The sequence below is a fragment of the Delftia sp. WY8 genome, assembly GCF_018437695.1.
Lineage (GTDB): Bacteria > Pseudomonadota > Gammaproteobacteria > Burkholderiales > Burkholderiaceae_C > Comamonas > Comamonas tsuruhatensis.
Window position 1 is genome coordinate 6,344,022 of record NZ_CP049795.1, and the last position, 19,926, is coordinate 6,363,947.

Below are 19,926 nucleotides of genomic sequence, written 5' to 3' on the forward strand. Positions count from 1 at the left end.
GGCGCCGCCCGATTCCGTTTTCCACCTCAACCACCAGGAGACAAGCATGTCCCAGCCCCCGAAGAACGCCCATCCCGCAGTCGCCCGCTCCCTGGAGCTGTGGCATCGCATGGTTGCCGCCAGCGACCTGGGCGAGCTGCACACCATCGTCCATCCCGATGCGGTGTTCCGCTCGCCCATGGCCAACACGCCCTATGCCTCGGCAGCCGCGCTGATGCTGGCGCTGTCCACCGTGGTCCAGGTCTTCGAGAACTTCACCTACCACCGCCAGATGGCCAGCGATGACGGCCTGGACGTGGTGCTGGAGTTCAGCGCCAGCGTGGGTGGCAAGAACCTCAAGGGCATCGACTTCATCCGCTTCGACGAGCAGGGGCTGATCCGGGAATTCGAGGTCATGGTGCGCCCCATGAGCGGCCTGCAGGCCCTGGGCTCGGAGATGGGCAAGCGGCTGGGCGACAAGCTTCCCGCCTTCAAGGCCGTGGCCTGAGGGCAGGGCGTGCCATGAAAAACGCCCCCGAAGTTTCGGGGGCGTTTTGCCGTGGGCGTCAGCCGGTCAGAGCGTGCCGGCCTTCTGGCGGGCGATGGCATCGGCCACGCCCTTGCCGTAGGCCGGGTCGGCCTGGGTGCAGTGCGCTATGTGCTTTTGCACGATGTGCTCGGACACACCGGCGATGTTGCGCGCCGTGTTCTCGAACAGGCGCTGCTGCGCATCGGGCGTGAGCAGGCGGAACAGGTCGCCGGGCTGGGTGAAGTAGTCGGCATCGTCCTCGCGGTAGTTCCAGCGGTCGGCCGCGCCGTTGAGGGCCAGCGGCGGCTCGGCGAAGGCCGGCTGCTCCTGCCACTCGCCCTTGGTGTTGGGCTCGTAGGCGATGGTGCCGCCGTAGTTGCCGTCCACGCGCATGGCGCCGTCGCGGTGGTAGGCGTGGTAGGGGCAGCGCGGCGCGTTCACGGGGATCTGGTGGTGGTTCACGCCCAGGCGGTAGCGCGCGGCATCGCCGTACGAGAACAGGCGCGACTGCAGCATGCGGTCGGGCGAGGGGCCGATGCCCGGCACCAGGTTGGCCGGCGTGAACGAGGCCTGCTCCACATCGGCGTGGTAGTTGCGCGGGTTGCGGTTGAGCTCCATCACGCCCACTTCGATCAGCGGGTAGTCCTTCTTGCTCCAGACCTTGGTCAGGTCGAAGGGGTGGAAGCGGTAGGTCTCGGCTTCATGCTCGGGCATGATCTGCACGCACAGCTTCCAGCGCGGGAACTCGCCGCGGTCGATGGCCTCGAGCAGGTCGCGCTGGCTGCTTTCACGGTCGGAGGCGACGACGGAGGCCGCCTCGGAATCGGTGAAGTTCTCTATGCCCTGCTGGCAGACCCAGTGGAACTTGACCCAGTGGCGCTCGTTGCTGGCGTTGATGAAGCTGTAGGTATGCGAGCCGAAGCCGTGCATGTGGCGGTAGCCGCGCGGAATGCCCCGGTCGCTCATGACGATGGTGATCTGGTGCAGCGCCTCGGGCAGGCCGGTCCAGAAGTCCCAGTTGTTCTCGGGCGAGCGCAGGTTGGTGTAGGGATCGCGCTTGACGGCCTTGTTCAGGTCCGGGAACTTGAGCGGGTCGCGGAAGAAGAACACCGGCGTGTTGTTGCCCACCAGGTCCCAGTTGCCTTCCTCGGTATAGAGCTTGACGGCGAAGCCACGGATATCGCGCTCGGCGTCGGCTGCGCCGCGTTCGCCGGCCACGGTGGAAAAGCGCGCGAACACTTCGGTCTGCTTGCCGATGTCGGAGAACACCTTGGCGCGGGTGTAGCGCGTGATATCACCCGTCACGGTGAAGGTGCCGAAGGCGCCCGAGCCCTTGGCGTGCATGCGGCGCTCGGGAATCACTTCGCGGTTGAAGTGGGCCATTTTTTCCAGATGCCACAGGTCCTGCAGCAGCATCGGGCCACGCGGGCCGGCCGTGAGCGAGTCCTGGTTGTTGGCAACCGGGGCACCTGCGGCGGTGGTGAGCTTGTGGGTCATGGTCTCTCCTTGATCGAGGGGTGGTAGCGGCGCCGGCTTGCACGCAGGCAGCGCGGCGCTTGGAAAATCAATAGCTGCGTGCTATCGAATTGCTTTTATTGTTGTTTCGTTCTATGGATGCGGCAAGGCTTTGGCGATTGGCAAATCTCAACTGCGCCATAGCCAAAAAATTTCACCGCACCCCGCCTGCGTCGTGCCGGGCATGCTTTTTGCCAAGGCATTGTGTTGCGCGGGCGGATACGGCCCGTGTAGGCCGTCGCCCTGTCAGCCAGAGACCAGCTTGTGGACCAGATCGGCGGCCGTGGAGGCGCCGTACTTGCGCATCAGCCGTGCGCGGTAGATCTCCACCGTGCGGTGGCTGATGGCCAGGGCGCGGCCGATTTCCTTGGAGGTCAGGCCTTCCAGCAGGCGGGCGGCCACCTCGCGCTCGCGCCCCGTGAGTTCGGCCTTGACGGGGCGCTGGGCGCTGAGGTCCTCGAAGCTCCAGATGCCCGAGGCATGCGGGTCGCTGCGGTCCAGCGTGCGGCCCGTGACATGGCACCAGAACGTTTCGCCGTTGGCGCGCTTCATGATGCGGTTGTCCGAATAAAAGCCCCTTGCATTGAGAATGGGCGCGATGCGCGCGCCCAGCCGCTCATACTCGTCGGCGCTGGGGTAGAGGATCTGGAAGGTCTGGCCGATCAGCACCTCGCGCGAGGCCTCGAACATCTCGCAGACCTGGCGGTTGCAGTCGATCATGGTGCGGTTGCGCGAGATCACGAGACCGACGGGGGCGGCCTCGAACGCCAGCCTGTAATCTATATCCATGGGCAAATCTTTACGAAAAACTACTTATGCAAGTACGTAGTATCGTAGCGCATCCAATCTGAAGGAGACATGTGTGAAAAAGCTCTACCCCTCTGCGGAGCAGGCGCTCCAGGGCGTCGTGGCCGACGGGCAATTGCTGGCTGTGGGAGGCTTCGGCCTGTGCGGCATTCCCGAGGCCCTGATCGACGCGCTGCGTGACAGCGGCGTCAAGGGCCTGACGGTGATTTCCAACAACGCGGGCGTGGACGGCTTTGGCCTGGGCAAGCTGCTGGAGACGCGCCAGATCAAGAAGATGATCTCGTCGTATGTGGGCGAGAACAAGGAGTTCGAGCGCCAGTACCTGGCCGGCGAGCTGGAGCTGGAATTCACGCCCCAGGGCACGCTGGCCGAGAAGCTGCGCGCAGGCGGCGCCGGCATTCCCGCCTTCTTCACCAAGACCGGCGTGGGCACCATGGTGGCCGAGGGCAAGGAGCTGCGCGAGTTCGACGGCGAGACCTATGTGATGGAGCGCTCGCTCGTGCCCGATGTCTCCCTGGTCAAGGCCCACCGTGCCGACAAGAGCGGCAACCTGCAGTTCCGCCTGACGGCGCGCAACTTCAACCCTGCCGCCGCCACGGCCGGCAAGGTCTGCATCGTGGAAGTGGAGGAGGTGGTCGAGGTCGGCGAGATCGCACCGGACGACATCCACCTGCCCGGCATCTACGTGCACCGCATCGTGCACAACCCGAACCCCGAAAAGCGCATCGAAAAGCGCACCATCACAGAAAAACAAGGAGCCTGACCATGCCGTGGACCCAAGACCAGATGGCCGCCCGCGCGGCCCAAGAACTCGAAGACGGCTTCTACGTCAACCTGGGCATCGGCATTCCCACCCTGGTGGCCAACCACACGGGTGACAAGGAAGTGTGGCTGCAGTCGGAGAACGGCATGCTGGGCATCGGCCCCTTCCCGACCGAGGATGCCGTGGACGCCGACCTGATCAACGCCGGCAAGCAGACCGTGACGACGATTGCCGGCTCGTCCATCTTCGGCAGCGACCAGTCGTTCGCCATGATCCGCGGCGGCAAGATCAACCTGTCCATCCTGGGCGCCATGCAGGTGTCCGAGAAGGGCGACCTGGCCAACTGGATGATCCCCGGCAAGATGGTCAAGGGCATGGGCGGCGCCATGGACCTGGTGGCGGGCGTCAAGCGCGTCATCGTGCTCATGGAGCATGTGGCAAAGAAGAAGGACGGCACGACCGACCTCAAAATTCTTCCCGCCTGCACTCTGCCTTTGACCGGCGTGGGCGTGGTGGACCGTATCATCACCGACCTGGGAGTGATGGACGTGACGCCGCAGGGCCTGAAGCTCGTGGAACTGGCCCCCGAAGTGAGCTTCGAGGACATCCAGTCCAAGACCGGCGTGACGCTGATTCGCTGATGTTGCCGTGCTGTGCAGTGCCTGCCTGGTGCAGGCCTGCGCGACGAGAGCCCGCCTTGCGCGGGCTCTTTTGCTTATATTTCAGATTTCGAGCCAATGGGAGCCTCTATGACGGATGTCGCGGCCGTGCGCAATCCACCGACAGCGCAGGGATGGAAGGACGAGGGCGTGCATTTCCTGCGCGCCGTCACCGACATGGCCGAGCATTGCAACGTGGTGACCGGCGAGCCCATCTTCAACGACAAGGGCGTCAAGCTCGTGGACAAGGGCGCGCGCATCGACAGCAACATGTACGAGCGCCTGGTCAAGCACAAGCTGCGCGACCCCATCGACAAGCACCTGGGCGTGGACAACCGCGTGGACGTGCTGGCCATCGAGGCCCAGGCCATGGTGCAGTGCGAAACCGTGGACCTGATGCGCCGCCTGGTGCAGTCGCTGGGCGGCACGGACCGGCTGCTGGCGCCGCTGCGCCTGATGGTGCTGCCGCCGCAGATCGCCTTCAAGCTCACGGTCATGCGCGAGCAGCGGCCCGAGCTGTTCGCCCACAGCCTGCAGATGATGCTGGTGGCCGTCTACCTGGCGCTGCAAAGCGAATGGAGCGAGCGTGAATGCGGCCCGCTGGCCACGGCGGCCCTGCTGCACGACGTGGGCATGCTCTACATGGACCCGGCCTGGACCGACCCCAACTACCGGCTCACGGGCGCCGAGCGCAAGCACCTGGTGGCGCACTCGGTCACGGGCATGCTCATCATGCGGGGCGCGGGCGCGTATTCGCAGGACGTGGAAATGGCCGTGCTCGAGCACCACGAGCGCATGGACGGCACGGGCTATCCGCGCGGCGTGCATGGCGAAGCCATCTCCAAAATGGGCCGTATCCTGTTGCTGGCCGAGGTGGTCTCGGCCTTCTTCGACAAATTCCAGGACCTGCCCGGCCAGCGCCTGTCGCTGATGCTGCGCATGAACCACCGCCGCTATCCGGCCGATCTGGTCGGCATCCTGCTGCCGCTGCTGTACGACGAGATCTCGCCGGGCACGCCGCTGCCGCCGCTGCAGGCCGAGGTCACGCACAGCGTGGCAGCGCTGTCTGCCGCCTTCCAGATGTGGGACACGTTCAGCCAGGCCTTTCCCGAGCGCTGGCAGGCCATGCCCGACCACCAGGCGGCCGTCTACATCGACTCCAGCATCGGCAGCCTGCAAAAGCAGCTGGCCGAGGCCGGCCTGCACCCGAACCAGCAGACCGACCTGCTGGCCTACCTCAAGGACGACGTGCAGGGCATGAGCGAGCTGGCCCTGCTCAGCCGCGAGGCGCTGTGGCAGCTGCAGGCCATCGTCAACGCCTGCCTGCGCCGCTGGCCCGCCATCAACGCCCGCACCCACGCCGTGGACACGGCGGTCGCGCAATGGTGCGAAGCCTGCATGCAGATCGACGCCACACCCCCAGCGGGTGGCGCAGCGAGAGCGCCAGCGCACTGAGACAGCCGGGCTTGCCCGGCTTTTTTACATCCGTGGATCTCTCGGAAATCAAGAGTGCTGTATATTCATACAGTATTTGAGATTTTCCCCATGACCACGCCCCACGCCTCCCAACCTGCGCAGCCCGCCCCCATGGCGGGCGCGGCGCGTGTGCTGCCTCAGTTGCAGGGCGTGTGGCGTGGCGATGGCTGGCAGCAGGCGCTGCAGCAGCGCGTCCAGCCTTCGGGCCATGCGCTGCTGGATGCGCAATTGCCGGGCGGGGGCTGGCCGCTGGGCGCGATGGTCGAGCTGCTGCAACCCGCCCATGGCCATGCCGAGTGGCCGCTGCTGCTGCCGGGCCTGGCGGCCCTGATGCAGCGCAGCGCGGGCCAGGTGGTGCTGGTGGCGCCGCCTTGCAGGCCTTTTGCACCGGGACTGGAAGCGGCGGGCGTGGCGGCGCACCGGCTGTGCTGCGTGGAGGCCGATACCCACCCCGGCACCCACCCCGGCGCCCACCCGGCAGGCGATGGGGCAGGGCTGGCCTGGGTCTGTGAGCAGGCACTGCGCTGCCGCGACGTGCTGGCCGTGCTGGCCTGGCTGCCGGCCGGTCTGCCCATGGCCACGCTGCGCCGGCTGCAATGGGCGGCCGCTGCGCAGGGGCGCATTCTGTGGCTGTGGCGCGAGGCCTCGGCCTCCCTGCAGACGGTGGCCTCGCCCGCGCCGCTGCGGCTGCGCGTGGAGACCGAGCTGGGGGTGCCGGGCGAAGGCGGTACGCCAGCCTGCCTGCGCGTGCAGTTGCTCAAGCGCCGGGGGCCCGCGCTGGAGCATCCCTTGAAACTGCCGCTGCACCACTGGGCCTGGCAGGACGTGCTGCAGGCCCAGGCCCTGCGGCGCACCCGGCAGGCGGGCGAGGCGCAGCGTTGGCTTCATGGACACGGGCAACTGCTGCCCGCCGAGGCGCCCGCCCTGCAGGCGGCAGCGCACACCCTGGGATGAGATGCCATGGCACAGCCGAACCAAGCACTGCACTGGATTGCCTGGCCGCTGCATGCCGCGCAGGGCGATGGCCAGGGCAACGGCGACAGTGATGGCAAAGGCAGTGCCTGCGCGCAGCAGGCCTGGTGGGCCCTGCGCTGGACGCCGCGCGTGGCTCTCTGGTACGGGGCAGGGCAGGCCGTGGCGCTGATGGAGGTGGGCAGCGTGGAGCGCCTGTGGGGCGGCCGCCAGTCCATGCTGCTGGGCCTGCTGCGCGCTCTGCGTGAACAGCAGCCTGACACAGGGCAGGCAGGCAGCCCGCAGATGCCGGTCTGGGCCCGGGCCGCCACGGCCTGGCAGGCGCTGGCGCGTCTGCGCTGGCGCATGCAGGGCGACGGCCTGCGCCAGCCCTGGCCGCCTGCCGATGCCCTGCCGATCTGGACCCTGCCCGCGCTCGAACCCCATGCGCCGGCCCTGGAGCGCATGGGCTGCCGCCGCTGGGGCGAGCTGCGCGCCCTGCCGCGCGCGGGCCTTGCGCGGCGCATCGGGCTGCCGGCCCTGCTGGCGCTGGACCAGGCCTATGGCAGCAGCCCCCATGCGCTGGACTGGCTGGAGCTGCCCGAGCACTTTGCATTGCGCGCCGACCTGGGCTATCCGGCCAGCGACGCCCAGGCCCTGCTGCAGGCCGCCCGGCCCTTGCTGCGCGCGCTGCAGGCCTGGCTGCAGGCCCGCCACCAGGGCGTGCTGGGCCTGCAACTGCGCTGGCACCACGATCTGCGGCGCGTGGACGGCACGCAACTGCCGGCCTGGGAAGCGCTGGACATCCGCACGGCCCGGCCCGCCCAGGCGCTGGAGCACATGGAGCGCCTGCTGCGCGAACGCCTGGCCCGCACGCCCTGGCGCGCGCCTGCGGACATGCTGGAGCTGGTGGCGCTGGACACCGCGCCTTTCGCGGCCGATGCCGGCAGTTGCCTGCCACCGGCCGCGCCCGGTCCGGCGCCGCTGGGCGAGGCGGCAGGCGCGGCAGATGGGGCAGGCGCGGCCAGCGGCATGGCCTGGCATGAATGGGTGGAGCGCGTCTCGGCCCGCCGTGGCGCGCAGGGCGTGCGGGTGGCGCAGCTGCAATCGGACCACCGGCCCGAGGCCATGCAGCGCTGGACCCCGGCCTGCGAGGCCCTGCAGACCCCGCAGGCACCGCGGCGGCCCGCGCACGCGCGCAAGGCGGCCAACCCCTGGCAGGGCCTGCTGCCGCCCTGGCTGCTTGATCCGCCCCAGCCCCTGCTCCTGCAGGGCAGCCGCCCTTGCTGGCAGGGGCCGCTGCAATTGCTGGCCGGCCCCTATCGGCTGGAGGCCGGCTGGTGGGGAGAGCCGCAGGCCGATGCGGCGCTGGCCGTGCGTGACTATTTCGTGGCCAGCAACGCGGCTGTCGGCCATGTCTGGATCTACCGCGAGCGCGCGCCTGCATCGGAACGGCTGCCAGGCATGCCGGCCCTGCTGTCGCCCGCCGCCTGGTTTGCGCAAGGCATCTATGGCTGAACAGGACATCCTGCTGGAGCCGCCGCCCCCGCAGCTGCAGCGGCTGCAGCCCCCGCCCCAGGCCACCGGGCCGGTGTCCGGCATGGCATCGGGCCCGGGCCTGCCCGGCTATGCGGAGCTGCACTGCCTGTCGAACTTCAGCTTTCTGCGCGGCGCCTCTTCGCCGGCCCAACTGGTGCAGCGCGCCAAGGCCCTGGGCTACCAGGCGCTGGCCCTGACCGACGAATGCTCGGTGGCCGGCGCCGTGCGGGCCTTCGAGGCCGCGCGCGACTGCGAGATGGCCCTGATCCATGGCAGCGAATTTGCCTGGGGCCCGCTGCGCGTGGTGGCGCTGGCGCGCGATCTGAACGGCTGGGGCAACCTCTGCGAATTCATCAGCGCGGCGCGCGCCCGTGCCGACAAGGGCCGGTACCTGGTCGATGCCGACAGCCCCTGGCATCTGCTGCGTGAAGGCTGCGAATGCATCGTCCTGCCACAGCGCGCGCTGCTTCCAGCCGGCGATGTGCCCGCCATCGCCCAGGCCGTGCAGGCCGCCGTGGCGCAGCTGGGGCCGGGCTGCTGGCTGGGCGTGGAGCTGCTGCTGGCGCCCGACGACAGCCTGTGGCTGCAAAGCCTGCAGGACGTGGCAGGGTTAATGGGCCTGTCCTGCGTGGCATGCGGCGACGTGCACATGCATGCGCGCTCGCGCAAGCCGCTGCAGGACCTGGTGACGGCGCTGCGCCTGGGCTGCACGGTGGCCGAATGCGGCTTCGAGCTGCATCCCAATGCCGAGCGCCATCTGCGCTCACGCTTGCGGCTGGGCGGCATCTATCCGCGCGCCATGCTGGATGCAACCTTGCAGATTGCCGCGCGCTGCGATTTCAAGCTCAGTGAGATCAGCTACCACTATCCGCAGGAAAGCGTGCTTCCCGGCATGGACGCGCGCCAGACCCTGGCCTGGCATACCTGGCAGGGAGCGGCGGGGCGCTATCCGCAAGGCATTCCCGAATCGGTCGCCAAGCAGTTGAAGGATGAGCTGGAGCTGATCGCCGAATGCCGCTACGAGATGTACTTTCTCACCGTGCACGACATCGTGCGCTATGCGCGCAGCGAAGGCATCCTGTGCCAGGGGCGCGGTTCGGCCGCGAACTCGGCCGTCTGCTATTGCCTGGGCATCACGGCCGTGGACCCGAACAAGACCACGCTGCTGATGGCGCGCTTCATCAGCCGCGAGCGCAGCGAGCCCCCAGATATCGACGTGGACTTCGAGCACGCGCGGCGCGAGACCGTCATCCAGTACATCTACGAAAAATACGGCCGCGGCCGTGCGGCGCTGACGGCCGTGGTCAGCTGCTGGCGCACGCGTGGCGCACTGCGCGACGCGGGCAAGGCCCTGGGCGTGGATGCGGTGCTGATCGACGCCATGGCCCGGCAGCACCACTGGTTCAGCGATGCCGAGGACCAGGCGGCCGAGCCGGAGCCCGAACCCGATGACCCCGCCCTGGGCTGGGTGCGCTCCAAGCTGCTGCGCCTGGCCCGGCTGCGCGAGCGGCTGGGCGACGACTGCCCGCAACTGTCGCCCCAGCGTGCGCGGCTGTGGCTGGAGCTGGCCCTGCAGCTGCGCGACAGCCCGCGCCACCTGAGCCAGCATGTGGGCGGATTTGTGCTGACCGACGGGCCGCTGACGCGGCTGGTGCCCGTGGAGCCGGCCGCCATGGAGGGCCGCTCGGTCATCCAGTGGGACAAGGACGATCTGGACACCATGAAGCTGCTCAAGGTCGATGTGCTGGCCCTGGGCATGCTCACCGTGCTGCGCGGCAGCCTGCACGCGCGCGCCGCGCTGCGCGGCCCGCGCTGGGAGCTGGCCGACATTCCCAAGGACGACCCGGCCACCTACGACATGATCTGCCGCGCCGACACCGTGGGTACCTTCCAGATCGAGAGCCGGGCGCAGATGAGCATGCTGCCCCGGCTGCGGCCGCGCGTGTTCTACGACCTGGTGGTCGAGGTCGCCATCGTGCGGCCCGGCCCCATACAGGGCGGCATGGTCCATCCCTATCTGCAGGCGCGCGAGCGCAGGGACCAGGAAGGGGAACTGGTGTTGGAGAAGCCCGAACTCAAGCAGGCGCTGGAGCGCACGCTGGGCGTGCCCATTTTCCAGGAGCAGGTCATGCAAATCGCCATGATCGCGGCGAATTTCTCGGCGGGGGAGGCCGACGAACTGCGCCGCTCCATGGCCGCCTGGCGGCGCAAGGGCGGCATACACCATTTCGAGCGCAAGCTGATCGAGGGCATGCTGGCCAAGGGCTATAGCCCGGAATTCGCCCACGCCATCGTCCGCCAGATCCAGGGCTTCGGCGAATACGGCTTCCCAGAAAGCCATGCCTACAGCTTTGCCATGCTGGCCTATGCCAGCGCCTGGCTCAAGCGCCATGAGCCGGCCTGTTTCCTCATGGCCTTGCTCAATGCCCAGCCCATGGGCTTCTACACCCCCTCGCAACTGATCCAGGATGCGCGCCGCCACGGCGTGCGCGTGCTGCCCGTCGATGTGCGCCACAGCGACTGGGACTGCACGCTGGAGGCACCGCACGAGCGCATTGCTGGCGTCGAGCTGCCGCAGCCGGCCGTGCGCCTGGGTCTGTGCATGGTGGCGCAGCTGCCAAAGACTTCCGGCGAGCGCGTGGCCCAGGTCCGCGCGCAGGCGCCGTTCAGGAGCACCGAGGACCTGGCCCTGCGCGCCCGGCTGCAGCGCGCCGAGCTGCAGGCCCTGGCGGCGGCCGATGCGCTGCAGGGCCTGTCAGGCCACCGCCGCCAGCAGATGTGGGATGCCGCGGCCCTGCAGGTGCAGCCCCCGCTGTTCGCGGGCGTGCCCGTGCACGAGGCGCCCGTGCAACTGGCCGCCGCGCCCGAGGGCGAGGAAATCCTGTTCGACTACGCGGCCACGGGCCTGAGCCTGCGCCGCCATCCGCTGGCCCTGCTGCGTGACCGCCTGCGCCGCCACGGGCTGCGCACGGCGCTGGAGCTGCGCGACACGCTGGCGGGCATGCGCGTGCGGGCCTGCGGCATCGTCACCGTGCGCCAGCGCCCGCCCACGGCCAAGGGCACGGTCTTCATCACGCTGGAGGACGAGACGGGCACGGTCAACCTGGTGGTCTGGCCCGATACCGTCACGCGCTGGGGCGAGCCCTTGCTGGGCGCGCGGCTGCTGGCGGTCGAGGGCATCTGGCAAAGCAGCTCTGACTGGGGCGGCGGCAAGGACTGCGGCGAGTCAGTGCCTGCAGAGCAGGCCAGCCAGGAGGTGCCCGCCGTGCGCCATCTCATCGTGCACCGCGCCCGCGACATGAGCCGCTGGCTGGGCCGCCTGGGCGGCGCCGGCGTGGCGAGCCGCAATTTCCACTGAGGGCTGTTGCCGTTGCTGCGGCTGCCGAAGCAGGCTCAGGCCATGCGGGCGTCGGCGCGGATGTCGGGCATCTGGTCGATACGCTTGCCGAACCAGCCTATGCGCTCGGTCTGGCGCACGTCCAGCCTGGGCACGTAGGGCTTGATGTCGAGCACGGGCGTGCCGTCCAGCATGTCGTTGCCCAGGAAATGCAGCAGCAGTCCTTCGCGCCGCACCAGACGCACGATGGACAGGCCCAGCCGGTTGGGCCGCGCCGGGGCGCGTGTGGCGAACACGCCGTGGCTGCGGTCGTCCATGAAGGGCACGACTTCCAGCTTTTCCACGGCCTGGTGCAGGTGGGTGATGAGGATCAGGTAGTCAAAGCCTTCGATGTCGCGCAGCCCGGCCTCGAACTCGGGCAGCAGCTCCACGCGGCCTGCCTCGTCGGCCGCGCCTGCCGTCTGTATGGGCATGCCCACCGGATCGGTGAAGCGGCTGCGCACATGGCCGATGGGGCGGCAGCCTATGCCTTGCGCGGCGGCATCGCTCATGCGCTGGCGGTGCCCTGGGGATTGAGCAGGCGCGTCAGCGCTGCGATATCGGCCGCAGCCGCCATGCGCGACGTGGTTTCTATGGAGCGGTAATGCCTGACGATGGCCTCGCCCGTGGCCGTGAGCGAGGCGCCGCCGCCATGGGCGCCGCCTGCGCTGGTGTTGACGGCCGGCGTCTGCAGCGCGCGGTTCATCTCGTCCACGAGCACCCAGGCGCGCCGGTACGACATGCCCAGCGAACGGGCTGCGGCCGAGATGGAGCCCGCCTCGGCGATGGATTCGAGCAACTGCACCTTGCCGGGTCCGATGGCAATGGTGCTGTCGTTGTATACGCGCAGGCGGAACTGGACTTTGGAGGACATGGGAGAAGGGCTGGGCACGGCAAAAACGGGTTAACGGCGAAGGTTAAGCGAAATCAACGGTCTGCGCCGCGATGGGGCTAAGGGGAAATACGCAATGCATGGCCTGCTACAGCGGGGCGGGTCATATGCACTGTGCGCCGCCGCCGTTCGCAACGGCTGTGGCCCTCATGGTACTGATGGCTCGCACGGTCGGCGTTGCCACTCTTGCCAGACTGCACGCTGGCCCAAGCCCCGGCTCACATAGGCGCGCGGTGATCATGGTCTTGCTGGCCAGCGCCTGGGGACGGCCGTTCGTGGCGTTCCCAGGGCGCGCTGCAGCTGAAGGCCGGGCAGGCCTTCCTACTTCTTGCCGGCGTCTGCCAGCAGTCGCTGGCATTGCGCATCTTCCTCGGCAGCCGGCACCGTCAGCGGCACCAGGGCCAGGGCGGCGGGTGCCACCACGGCGGCGGCCACGGCCGCGCCCGCACGCAGCAGCAGCGGGCCGGGCTCCACGCCCACCTTGGGGTTGGCGAAGCTGCCGCGCACATACAGGGGCGTGCGCAGCGAGAAGAACTTCCACTTCAGCGATTCGGGCTTGATGTGCAGATCCATGGTCTCCTGCGCCAGGCTGATCTGGCCTGTGGCCTCCACGATCGCCTCCGGCGTCGCCAACTTGACGTTGCGCGTGCGTGCCAGGCCGTTCTGCACGGACAGGTCGGCCACGGCGCAGTTGAGCTGGACTTCCTTGTCGGCACCGAACAGCTTGGTCACCACCACGCTGCCCAGGTTGAGCGCGGCCAGGTCCAGCAGTTGCTTGCTGAAGCGCCCGTCGCGCACATACAGGCGCATGTCGCCGGAGCTGGTGCCCAGCCATTCGGCCATGGACTGGCCTCGGCCCTCCAGGGCGATGGCGCCATCCATGCTGCCCAGGCTTTTCTTCATCAATTCGATCTCGGGGAACAGGGCCGACAGCTGCAGCCCCTGGACCTTGCCCTGGAGGTTGGCCTTGGGCGGCTTGGCGCCGCTGTCCACCATGGCCTGCAGGTCCAGCTTGCCCTTGGCCATGCCGAAGCGCAGCGGCGCCAGGCGCAGCACACCGTTGTCCATGACGGCATGTACGCTGAAGTTCTCGATGGGCAGGGCCTGGGGACGCTCGATGCGGTCACTCTGGAAGTGCACATCCATATCCATGGCATTCCACTTGCTCGTGTCGAAGCGCTGCGTGGGCAGGGTCTTGCCGCTGGCCGCCTGCCGGCTTTTCTGGTCCTGCCTGGTGGACGGTGCTCCTACCACCGGCCCCAGGTCGGCCAGGCGCAGCTTGCGCGATGCCAGCTCGCCGCTGAGCTTGGGCCGGGGCTTGCCGGATGCGTAATGCAGCGAGCCGCGCAGATCGCTCTGGCCCACGCGGCCCTCGAAGTTTTCGTAGTCCCACTCGGCGCGGCCGGGCTGCAGGCTGCCGACCAGATGGCCGTTGGTGTCGAAAGGCGGTGTACGCGGCAGCAGCAGGCCGGTCAGTGGGAACAGGTCGGCCATGCTGGAGCCGCGCAGGTGCACCTGCAGGTCCATGCCCTTGAGTGCCCTGGGATTGTCGAGAATGCCCTCGGCCCGTGCGCGCAGGCTGCCCGCATGGGCCCACAGCTTGACCGGAAAGCGTGCCTGCTCGCTTTGCAGGTCCAGCACGGGGCCGATGAGGCCCTGGGCCTCGACCGTGGCCTTGGCGATGCGGCCGGTCAGGCCGACGCGCATGCCATACGGAAAGTCTGGACTGGGCGGCCGTACAAGGCTGTCCAGGCGTGCGCGCACTGCCATCTGGCGCACGCCATCGCTCCAGCCCACCAGGCCGCCGCGCAGGCTCAATTGCGTCACTTGGAAGCGCCAGCGCGGACCGGTGGACTCGGGGCGCTTGAAAGTCCAGTTGTTGCTGCCGTCCTTGCGCCGCGCAAAGACCAAGTCAGGCCCTTCGAGCTGCAGATGGTCCAGCAGCACGTGCCGGCCCAGCAGCGGCCACAGCCGCAGGCTGGCCGTGGCGCGGGCTGCCGTGGCCATGGTGGCGGCGTCGCGCGGGGGAGGGGCCATTTTTTCGTCGGCCAGGACGATGCTGTCGCTGTCGATACTGGGCGCGGAAGGGCTGGCCTGCGAGTCCTTGTCCTTGCCTTCGTCCTTGTCCGTGCCCTTGTCCTTCGCCTTTCCCCTGGGTTGTTCCTTGGCTTTCTCCTCGGGCAGGCGGCCCTTGTTCAACTGGTCGGGCGGCGCAGGCAGGGCTGGCAGCTCGCCACTGCCCTTGGCCGGCTCCTGCTCCACCTGCCAGCCTTCGGGCTGGCCCAGCGTCAGCTGCTCGGCCTGGACAGTGACGCCAGGAATCCAGTGACGCCAGCCCTGGTCCAGCGGCTGGGGCCAGTTCCATTGCACCCGCAGGTCGCCTTCAATCGCGAAATGCCGGCCGGTGCTTTCACTGACCCGCTCATTGATCCAGGGCCTGGCGCGATTCCAGTCATAGGTGGCAATCAGGACCACGACCAGCGCCAGCAGCAGCACCAGTGCCGAGACCATCCACACGAGGATGCGCAGCCAGCGGCGGCGCGGCGGGCGGGGTGTGGGCTTGGATGCCGGCGTGGGGGAGCTGTCGGTCGCTGTGTCGGTCATGGCGCAGGGGGCCGCTAAATGGAGTTCGGTCCATCCTAGCGCCGCAAAACCGCTTGCCAAGGTCCGGGACGCGCTGGCGGGCAGCCGGCAGGCCCGCATACAGGAGATTGGCCTACAGCGCGGCCTGCCGTGGCAAAAGCGCTGTCATCACCGTGTCTCCTGGCCCTGCCGCAGGCGGGTCGATGCCAGGGCGGCCACCACCAGCAGGCCCGCCATGATGAACAGGCCGTTGCGCGTGCTGCCCGTGGCCTGTTCGATCATCCCCATCACGGTGGGGCCGATGAAGCCGCCCACCAGTCCGCAGGTATTGACCAGGGCAATGCCGCCCGCCAGCCCCGCACCCGCCAGCCGCGAAGCCGGGAACAGGAAGACGACGGACTGCACCACGAAGAACATCAGCGCCGTCAGGCTGAAACCCAGCAGCCCCAGCGCGGGCGAGGCCTTGCCCGCCAGCGCCGCCAGCAGCAGGCCTGCAGCCATGGTGCCCAGGCCCGCCAGCAGCATGCGCCGGCAGCGCTGCGGGTGGGTGGCAAAGCGCGGCAGCCAGGCCGCACCGATGGCCGCTGCAATCCAGGGCACGGAGTTGAGCGTGCCGATCTGCAGCGGCGAGAGCTGGCCGTAGGTGCCGATGATGCCCGGCAGGAAGAAGATCACCGTGTAGATGCTGATCTGGTGGCAGAAGTAGACAAGGATGGCCAGCCAGATCTGGCGGTCACGCAGGCAGTCCCGGAGCGAGTGGCCCACCTGGCCGGCGCTGGCCTGCTGGTCCTGCTCGGCCTGCAGGCGTTGCAGTACCTCGCGCGATTCGGCGGCCGTCAGCCAGGGCGCGCTGGCCGGGCCGTCGGGCAGCTTCTTCCAGACCACCCAGGCCAGGGCCACGGCGGGCAGGCCCTCGATCACGAACATCCATTGCCAGCCGTGCCAGCCCAGGAAACCGTCCATCTGCAGCAGCGCGCCGCCCACGGGGCCGCTGAGGATGTTGGCAATGCACACGCCCAGCAGGAAGTAGCCGATGGCGCGGGCCCGTTCCTCGCGGCCGAACCAGTAGGTCAGGTAGAGCATCACGCCGGGGAACAGCCCCGCCTCGGCCGCGCCCAGCAGCACGCGCATCACGTAGAACGAGGTCTCTCCGGTGATGAAGGCCATGCCGGCCGACAGCAGGCCCCAGGTCACCATGATCCGGGTGATCCAGAACCGCGCGCCCACCCTGTGCATGATGAGGTTGCTGGGCACTTCCAGCAGGGCGTAGCTCAGGAAGAACAGCCCCGCGCCCAGGCCGTAGGCGGCCGCCGAGATGCCCAGGTCCACCTCGATGTGCGACTTGGCCAGCGCGATATTGGTGCGGTCTATGAAGCTGATCACATAGGACAGCACCAGCAGCGGCATCAGCCTGCGGAAGATGCGGGCGTTGAGCAGCGACTGCCTGTCGCCGGCGGCAGGCTGCGGCCGTGCGGGCGGCGCGTGAACAGGGGAGGGCGATGGGTGATGGACCATGGCAAATCCTTGGAAAGATGGGTGGATGAAAGCGGAGTCAGGCGGTGGCGGTGGAGGCGGCGTTGCCGCGCGTGCCCAGCTGCAGGGCCACGCCGCCCAGCGCGCAGCCGGCCATGACCACGAAGCACAGGGCATAGCCGCCGGGGCTGGTCCAGCCGCCGCCCAGGGAGATCAGGCTGCCCATCAGCACGGGCGCGATGCCGCCGCCCACGAACATGGCGGTGGTGATGATTCCGTTGGCCGTGGAGGTGGCTGCGGGCTGGGCGCAGTCCGAGGCCACCGCGTAATAGATGGGCCAGACCGCATTGGCGACCAGGCCGAACAGCAGCTGCATCACCACGACCAGGGCCATGGTGTCGGCGAAGTAGAAGGCGCCCACGCTGGCGGCCATCCACAGGCCGCAGATCACCAGGGTGACGCGGCGCCCGATCACGTCCGACAGGGCCGGCCAGACCAGCTGGCCCAGGATGCCGGTGAGCGTGAACACCACGCTCATGCCTGCCGATTCGGCCAGCGACAGGCCCATGATGTTGTAGAGGTAGGCGGGCAGCACCACGTTGATGCCCATGTAGACCACCTGCGTGAGCAGGGTGTTTCCAGCCGTCAGGGCGATGCTGCGGTTGGCCAGCGTGCTGCGCAGGGTGCGCCAGGCCTGGCCTTTTTCCACCTGCGCCGCCACGCTGGCCTGCGGCGGGGTCATGCCCCGGGCGGCGATGTCGGCATACAGCAGTTCCATCTTCTGCGGCGTGGAGTAGCGCGCCCAGAACCACATCAGCGGGATGGCGACGACCAGCGCGACAAAGAACACATAGCGCCAGTTCTCCTCGCCGAAGGCGTACAGCACAAAGCCGGCGACCAGGCCGCTGAGCATGGCGCCCACCGGATAGCCCGTGTGGTGGGCGCCCAGCGCGAAGCCGCGCCGCTCCACCGGCCACCACTCGGCGGTATTGCTCACGCCCACGGGCTCGCCCCAGCCGGCGCCCAGGTTGACGCCGACGCGCAGCGCCACGAAGCCCGCCAGGCTGCCGCTCAGCGCCTTGAAGCCCGAGGCGAACGACAGCGCCGTATAGCCCAGCACCAGCGGCACCTGAAAGCGTGCGCGCTTCCAGCCTGCGCCGTAGCGGTCGCTCCAGATCGCGCCGGGAATGTCCAGCACGGCCAGGGCCAGCATCACGATGGTGGCCACCGTGCCCCATTCGTCGGCCGACAGGCCGAAGTGCCGGGAGATGGTCGGCCCCAGCCGCAGCACGATCTCGCGGTCATAGGCATTCAGTACCCAGATCAGCCAGCAGACCAGCAGGGATACCCATGAATAGCGGTGGATCTGGCGCAGCGAAGCGCGCGGGGCCTGGGCCATGACAGTCTCCCGGGCACCAGCGGTGGGTGCCGTTTCATTGTTGTATGGATGAAGGTGCCGCTTCGCGGGGCGGGCGGCGTCGCGGTGCGAAGGCTCCGGGCCTGCATGCCCGGCTCCGTGCTCAGGCGCCGAAGCGCTGCTCGGGCAGGCCACGCACGCCCAGCCCCTTGACGGCAAACAGCGCGCCACGGGACTGGCCGTCGCCCGGGAAACGTGGCAGCGGCGGCTTGCCCATGGAGGTGACGTACAGCGTATCGAGCCCGGGCCCGCCGAACATCACGCTGGTCACCTTGCGCACCGGCATCTCTATCACCCGGTCCACCCGGCCGTCCGGCGTGTAGCGCACCAGCTGGCCCGCGTACACCAGGGCCTGCCACAGGCAGCCTTCGGCATCGACCGTGGCCCCGTCGGCCGCGCCGCCACCGCTGGTGTCGACCGGGGCAAAGGTCCGGCGGCCGCTGGCATGGCCCGTGGCCGTGTCGTAGTCGTAGACCCGGATCTCGCCGCTCCACGTGTCCGAGAAATAGAGCGTCGTGCCGTCCGGGCTCCAGCACGGGCCGTTCGAGCAGATGATGCCCTCGTCCAGCACATGCAGGCTCAGGTCCGTGTCCAGCCGGTACAGCCGCGCCGAAGGCTGCTCCTCCAGGGTGTCCATGGAGCCGAAGACGAAGCGGCCCTGCCGGTCCACCTTGCCGTCGTTGAGCCGGTTGCCGGGAAGGTGGGACTCGGGGGCGACGACCAGCTCCAGCTCGCCGCTTTCCAGGTCCAGCGTGTGCACGCCGCCGTGCAGCGCCACCAGGGCCGAGCGGCCGTCGCGGCGCAGTGCCATGGAGCCAATCTTCTGGCCGACTTCCCAGGCGCGCAGTTCCCGCCCGTCGGCCGTGCAGCGGAAGATGCGGCCGTCGAAGCTGTCTATCCAGTACAGGCGCTGCTGCCCGACGTCCCACAGCGGGCCTTCGCCCAGCGTGGTCTTGAGGTCGGCGACGATATCGATCTGCATGGGAGTCTCCTGTTCGGTGGCATGGGGGCTGGCCCGGGAAGGCGGTTCAGAAGGCCACGTTGGCCGCACCCTTGAGGCCCAGCATCCGGCGCGCCTCGTCAGGCGTGGCGACGTCGACATTCAGGGCCTCGAGCACGGTGCGGATGCGGCGCACCTGCTCGGCGCTGGAGGTGGCCAGCTGGCCCGGGCCTATCCACAGAGAGTCTTCCAGCCCCACGCGCACATGCGAGCCCATGGCCGCGCCCATGGTGGCCAGCGGCAGCTGGTTGCGCCCGGCGCCCAGGATGGACCACTGGTAGTTGCTGCCCAGCAGGCGGTCGGCCGTGCGCCGCATGTGCATCAGGTCCTCCGGGTGGCCGCCGATGCCGCCCAGGATGCCGAACACCGACTGCACGAACACGGGCCCCTGCACCAGACCCCGGTCCACGAAATGCGCCAGGTTGTGCAGGTGGCTGATGTCGTAGCACTCGAACTCGAAGCGCGTGCCCTGGGCCTGGCCCAGCCGCAGGATGCCTTCGATATCGGCAAAGGTGTTCTTGAAGACCAGGTTGCGGCTGTTTTCCAGGTGCTCGCGCTCCCAGCCGTGCTCCAGGTTCGGGAAGCGCTCCAGCATGGGGAACAGGCCGAAGTTCATCGAGCCCATGTTCAGCGAGGCCAGCTCGGGCTGGAACTCGGTCACGGGCCGCATGCGCTCTGGCACCGTCATGTGCGGGCTGCCGCCCGTGGTGATGTTGACGATGGCATCGCACTCGGCACGGATCGCCTTGAGAAAGGGGCGGAACAGCTCAGGGTCCTGCGAAGGGCGCCCGTCGCGCGGATCGCGGGCATGCAGGTGCACGATGGCGGCGCCGGCCTCGGCGGCATCGATGGCGGCGCGCGCAATCTGCTCGGCCGTCACGGGCAGGTGGGGCGACATGCTGGGCGTGTGGATGGCGCCCGTGGGCGCGCAGGTGATGATGGCTTTGGTGCGTGTGGCCATGGAAGG

16 protein-coding genes are annotated in these 19,926 nt (G+C 68.7%); 7 read left to right on the forward strand and 9 right to left on the reverse strand.

Annotated features, from left to right (window positions below; translation table 11 throughout):
- The first annotated feature begins 46 nt into the window (after positions 1-46).
- Positions 47-487 (forward strand): nuclear transport factor 2 family protein, encoded by a 441-nt coding sequence (locus tag G4D77_RS28995; protein WP_154834156.1) that lies wholly within the window; start codon positions 47-49, stop codon positions 485-487.
- A gap of 66 nt (positions 488-553) precedes the next feature.
- Here G4D77_RS28995 and G4D77_RS29000 read toward each other — a convergent pair whose 3' ends face one another.
- A complete protein-coding gene (locus G4D77_RS29000) occupies positions 554-2,005 on the reverse strand; it encodes a catalase (protein ID WP_016446259.1) in 1,452 nt (483 codons plus the stop codon).
- 264 nt (positions 2,006-2,269) lie between these two features.
- Positions 2,270-2,812, reverse strand: a complete 543-nt coding sequence (locus G4D77_RS29005) for a PAS and helix-turn-helix domain-containing protein (RefSeq protein ID WP_016446258.1) — start codon at positions 2,810-2,812, stop codon at positions 2,270-2,272.
- 73 nt (positions 2,813-2,885) lie between these two features.
- Between G4D77_RS29005 and G4D77_RS29010 the strand changes: the two genes are divergently transcribed.
- The 6 genes from G4D77_RS29010 (at position 2,886) to dnaE (ending at position 11,576) form a co-directional block, all read left to right on the forward strand.
- The gene (locus tag G4D77_RS29010; RefSeq protein WP_016446257.1) at positions 2,886-3,593 is read left to right on the forward strand and encodes a CoA transferase subunit A; all 708 of its coding nucleotides are present in this window, start codon (positions 2,886-2,888) and stop codon (positions 3,591-3,593) included.
- A gap of 2 nt (positions 3,594-3,595) precedes the next feature.
- Positions 3,596-4,234: a 3-oxoacid CoA-transferase subunit B gene (locus G4D77_RS29015; RefSeq protein WP_012206068.1), complete on the forward strand. Its 639-nt coding sequence runs from the start codon at positions 3,596-3,598 to the stop codon at positions 4,232-4,234.
- A 108-nt stretch (positions 4,235-4,342) separates the two neighbouring features.
- On the forward strand, positions 4,343-5,707 hold the full coding sequence (locus tag G4D77_RS29020; RefSeq protein WP_061288148.1) for an HD-GYP domain-containing protein: 1,365 nt from the start codon (positions 4,343-4,345) through the stop codon (positions 5,705-5,707).
- A 90-nt stretch (positions 5,708-5,797) separates the two neighbouring features.
- Positions 5,798-6,682 (forward strand): translesion DNA synthesis-associated protein ImuA, encoded by an 885-nt coding sequence (gene imuA, locus G4D77_RS29025; RefSeq protein ID WP_154834157.1) that lies wholly within the window; start codon positions 5,798-5,800, stop codon positions 6,680-6,682.
- Positions 6,683-6,688: 6 nt separating this feature from the next.
- Positions 6,689-8,197: a Y-family DNA polymerase gene (locus G4D77_RS29030; protein WP_016446254.1), complete on the forward strand. Its 1,509-nt coding sequence runs from the start codon at positions 6,689-6,691 to the stop codon at positions 8,195-8,197.
- Positions 8,190-11,576, forward strand: a complete 3,387-nt coding sequence (gene dnaE / locus G4D77_RS29035; RefSeq protein WP_154834158.1) for a DNA polymerase III subunit alpha — start codon at positions 8,190-8,192, stop codon at positions 11,574-11,576. Before G4D77_RS29030 ends, dnaE begins: the two co-directional genes overlap by 8 nt.
- A 35-nt stretch (positions 11,577-11,611) precedes the next feature.
- Here the strand turns inward: dnaE and tsaA are convergent, their stop codons facing one another.
- The 7 genes from tsaA to kce all read right to left on the reverse strand — a co-directional run bounded on the left by tsaA (position 11,612) and on the right by kce (position 19,920).
- Complete coding sequence (gene tsaA, locus G4D77_RS29040; protein WP_046241890.1) at positions 11,612-12,106, reverse strand: tRNA (N6-threonylcarbamoyladenosine(37)-N6)-methyltransferase TrmO; 495 nt, start codon at positions 12,104-12,106, stop codon at positions 11,612-11,614.
- Positions 12,103-12,468 carry a winged helix-turn-helix domain-containing protein gene (locus G4D77_RS29045; RefSeq protein ID WP_016446251.1) on the reverse strand — a complete coding sequence of 122 codons (366 nt, stop codon included), beginning with the start codon at positions 12,466-12,468 and terminating at the stop codon, positions 12,103-12,105. Before G4D77_RS29045 ends, tsaA begins: the two co-directional genes overlap by 4 nt.
- Before the next feature lie 339 nt (positions 12,469-12,807).
- Complete coding sequence (locus G4D77_RS29050) at positions 12,808-15,090, reverse strand: AsmA family protein (protein ID WP_047474363.1); 2,283 nt, start codon at positions 15,088-15,090, stop codon at positions 12,808-12,810.
- 147 nt (positions 15,091-15,237) lie between these two features.
- Positions 15,238-16,584 carry an MFS transporter gene (locus G4D77_RS29055; protein WP_017403840.1) on the reverse strand — a complete coding sequence of 449 codons (1,347 nt, stop codon included), beginning with the start codon at positions 16,582-16,584 and terminating at the stop codon, positions 15,238-15,240.
- A gap of 37 nt (positions 16,585-16,621) precedes the next feature.
- Positions 16,622-17,941 carry an MFS transporter gene (locus G4D77_RS29060; protein ID WP_047327425.1) on the reverse strand — a complete coding sequence of 440 codons (1,320 nt, stop codon included), beginning with the start codon at positions 17,939-17,941 and terminating at the stop codon, positions 16,622-16,624.
- A gap of 121 nt (positions 17,942-18,062) precedes the next feature.
- Positions 18,063-18,941, reverse strand: a complete 879-nt coding sequence (locus G4D77_RS29065; protein WP_154834160.1) for an SMP-30/gluconolactonase/LRE family protein — start codon at positions 18,939-18,941, stop codon at positions 18,063-18,065.
- Between the two features lie 46 nt (positions 18,942-18,987).
- Positions 18,988-19,920: a 3,5-dioxohexanoate:acetyl-CoA acetone transferase gene (kce, locus tag G4D77_RS29070; protein WP_016451593.1), complete on the reverse strand. Its 933-nt coding sequence runs from the start codon at positions 19,918-19,920 to the stop codon at positions 18,988-18,990.
- Positions 19,921-19,926 lie beyond the last annotated feature (6 nt).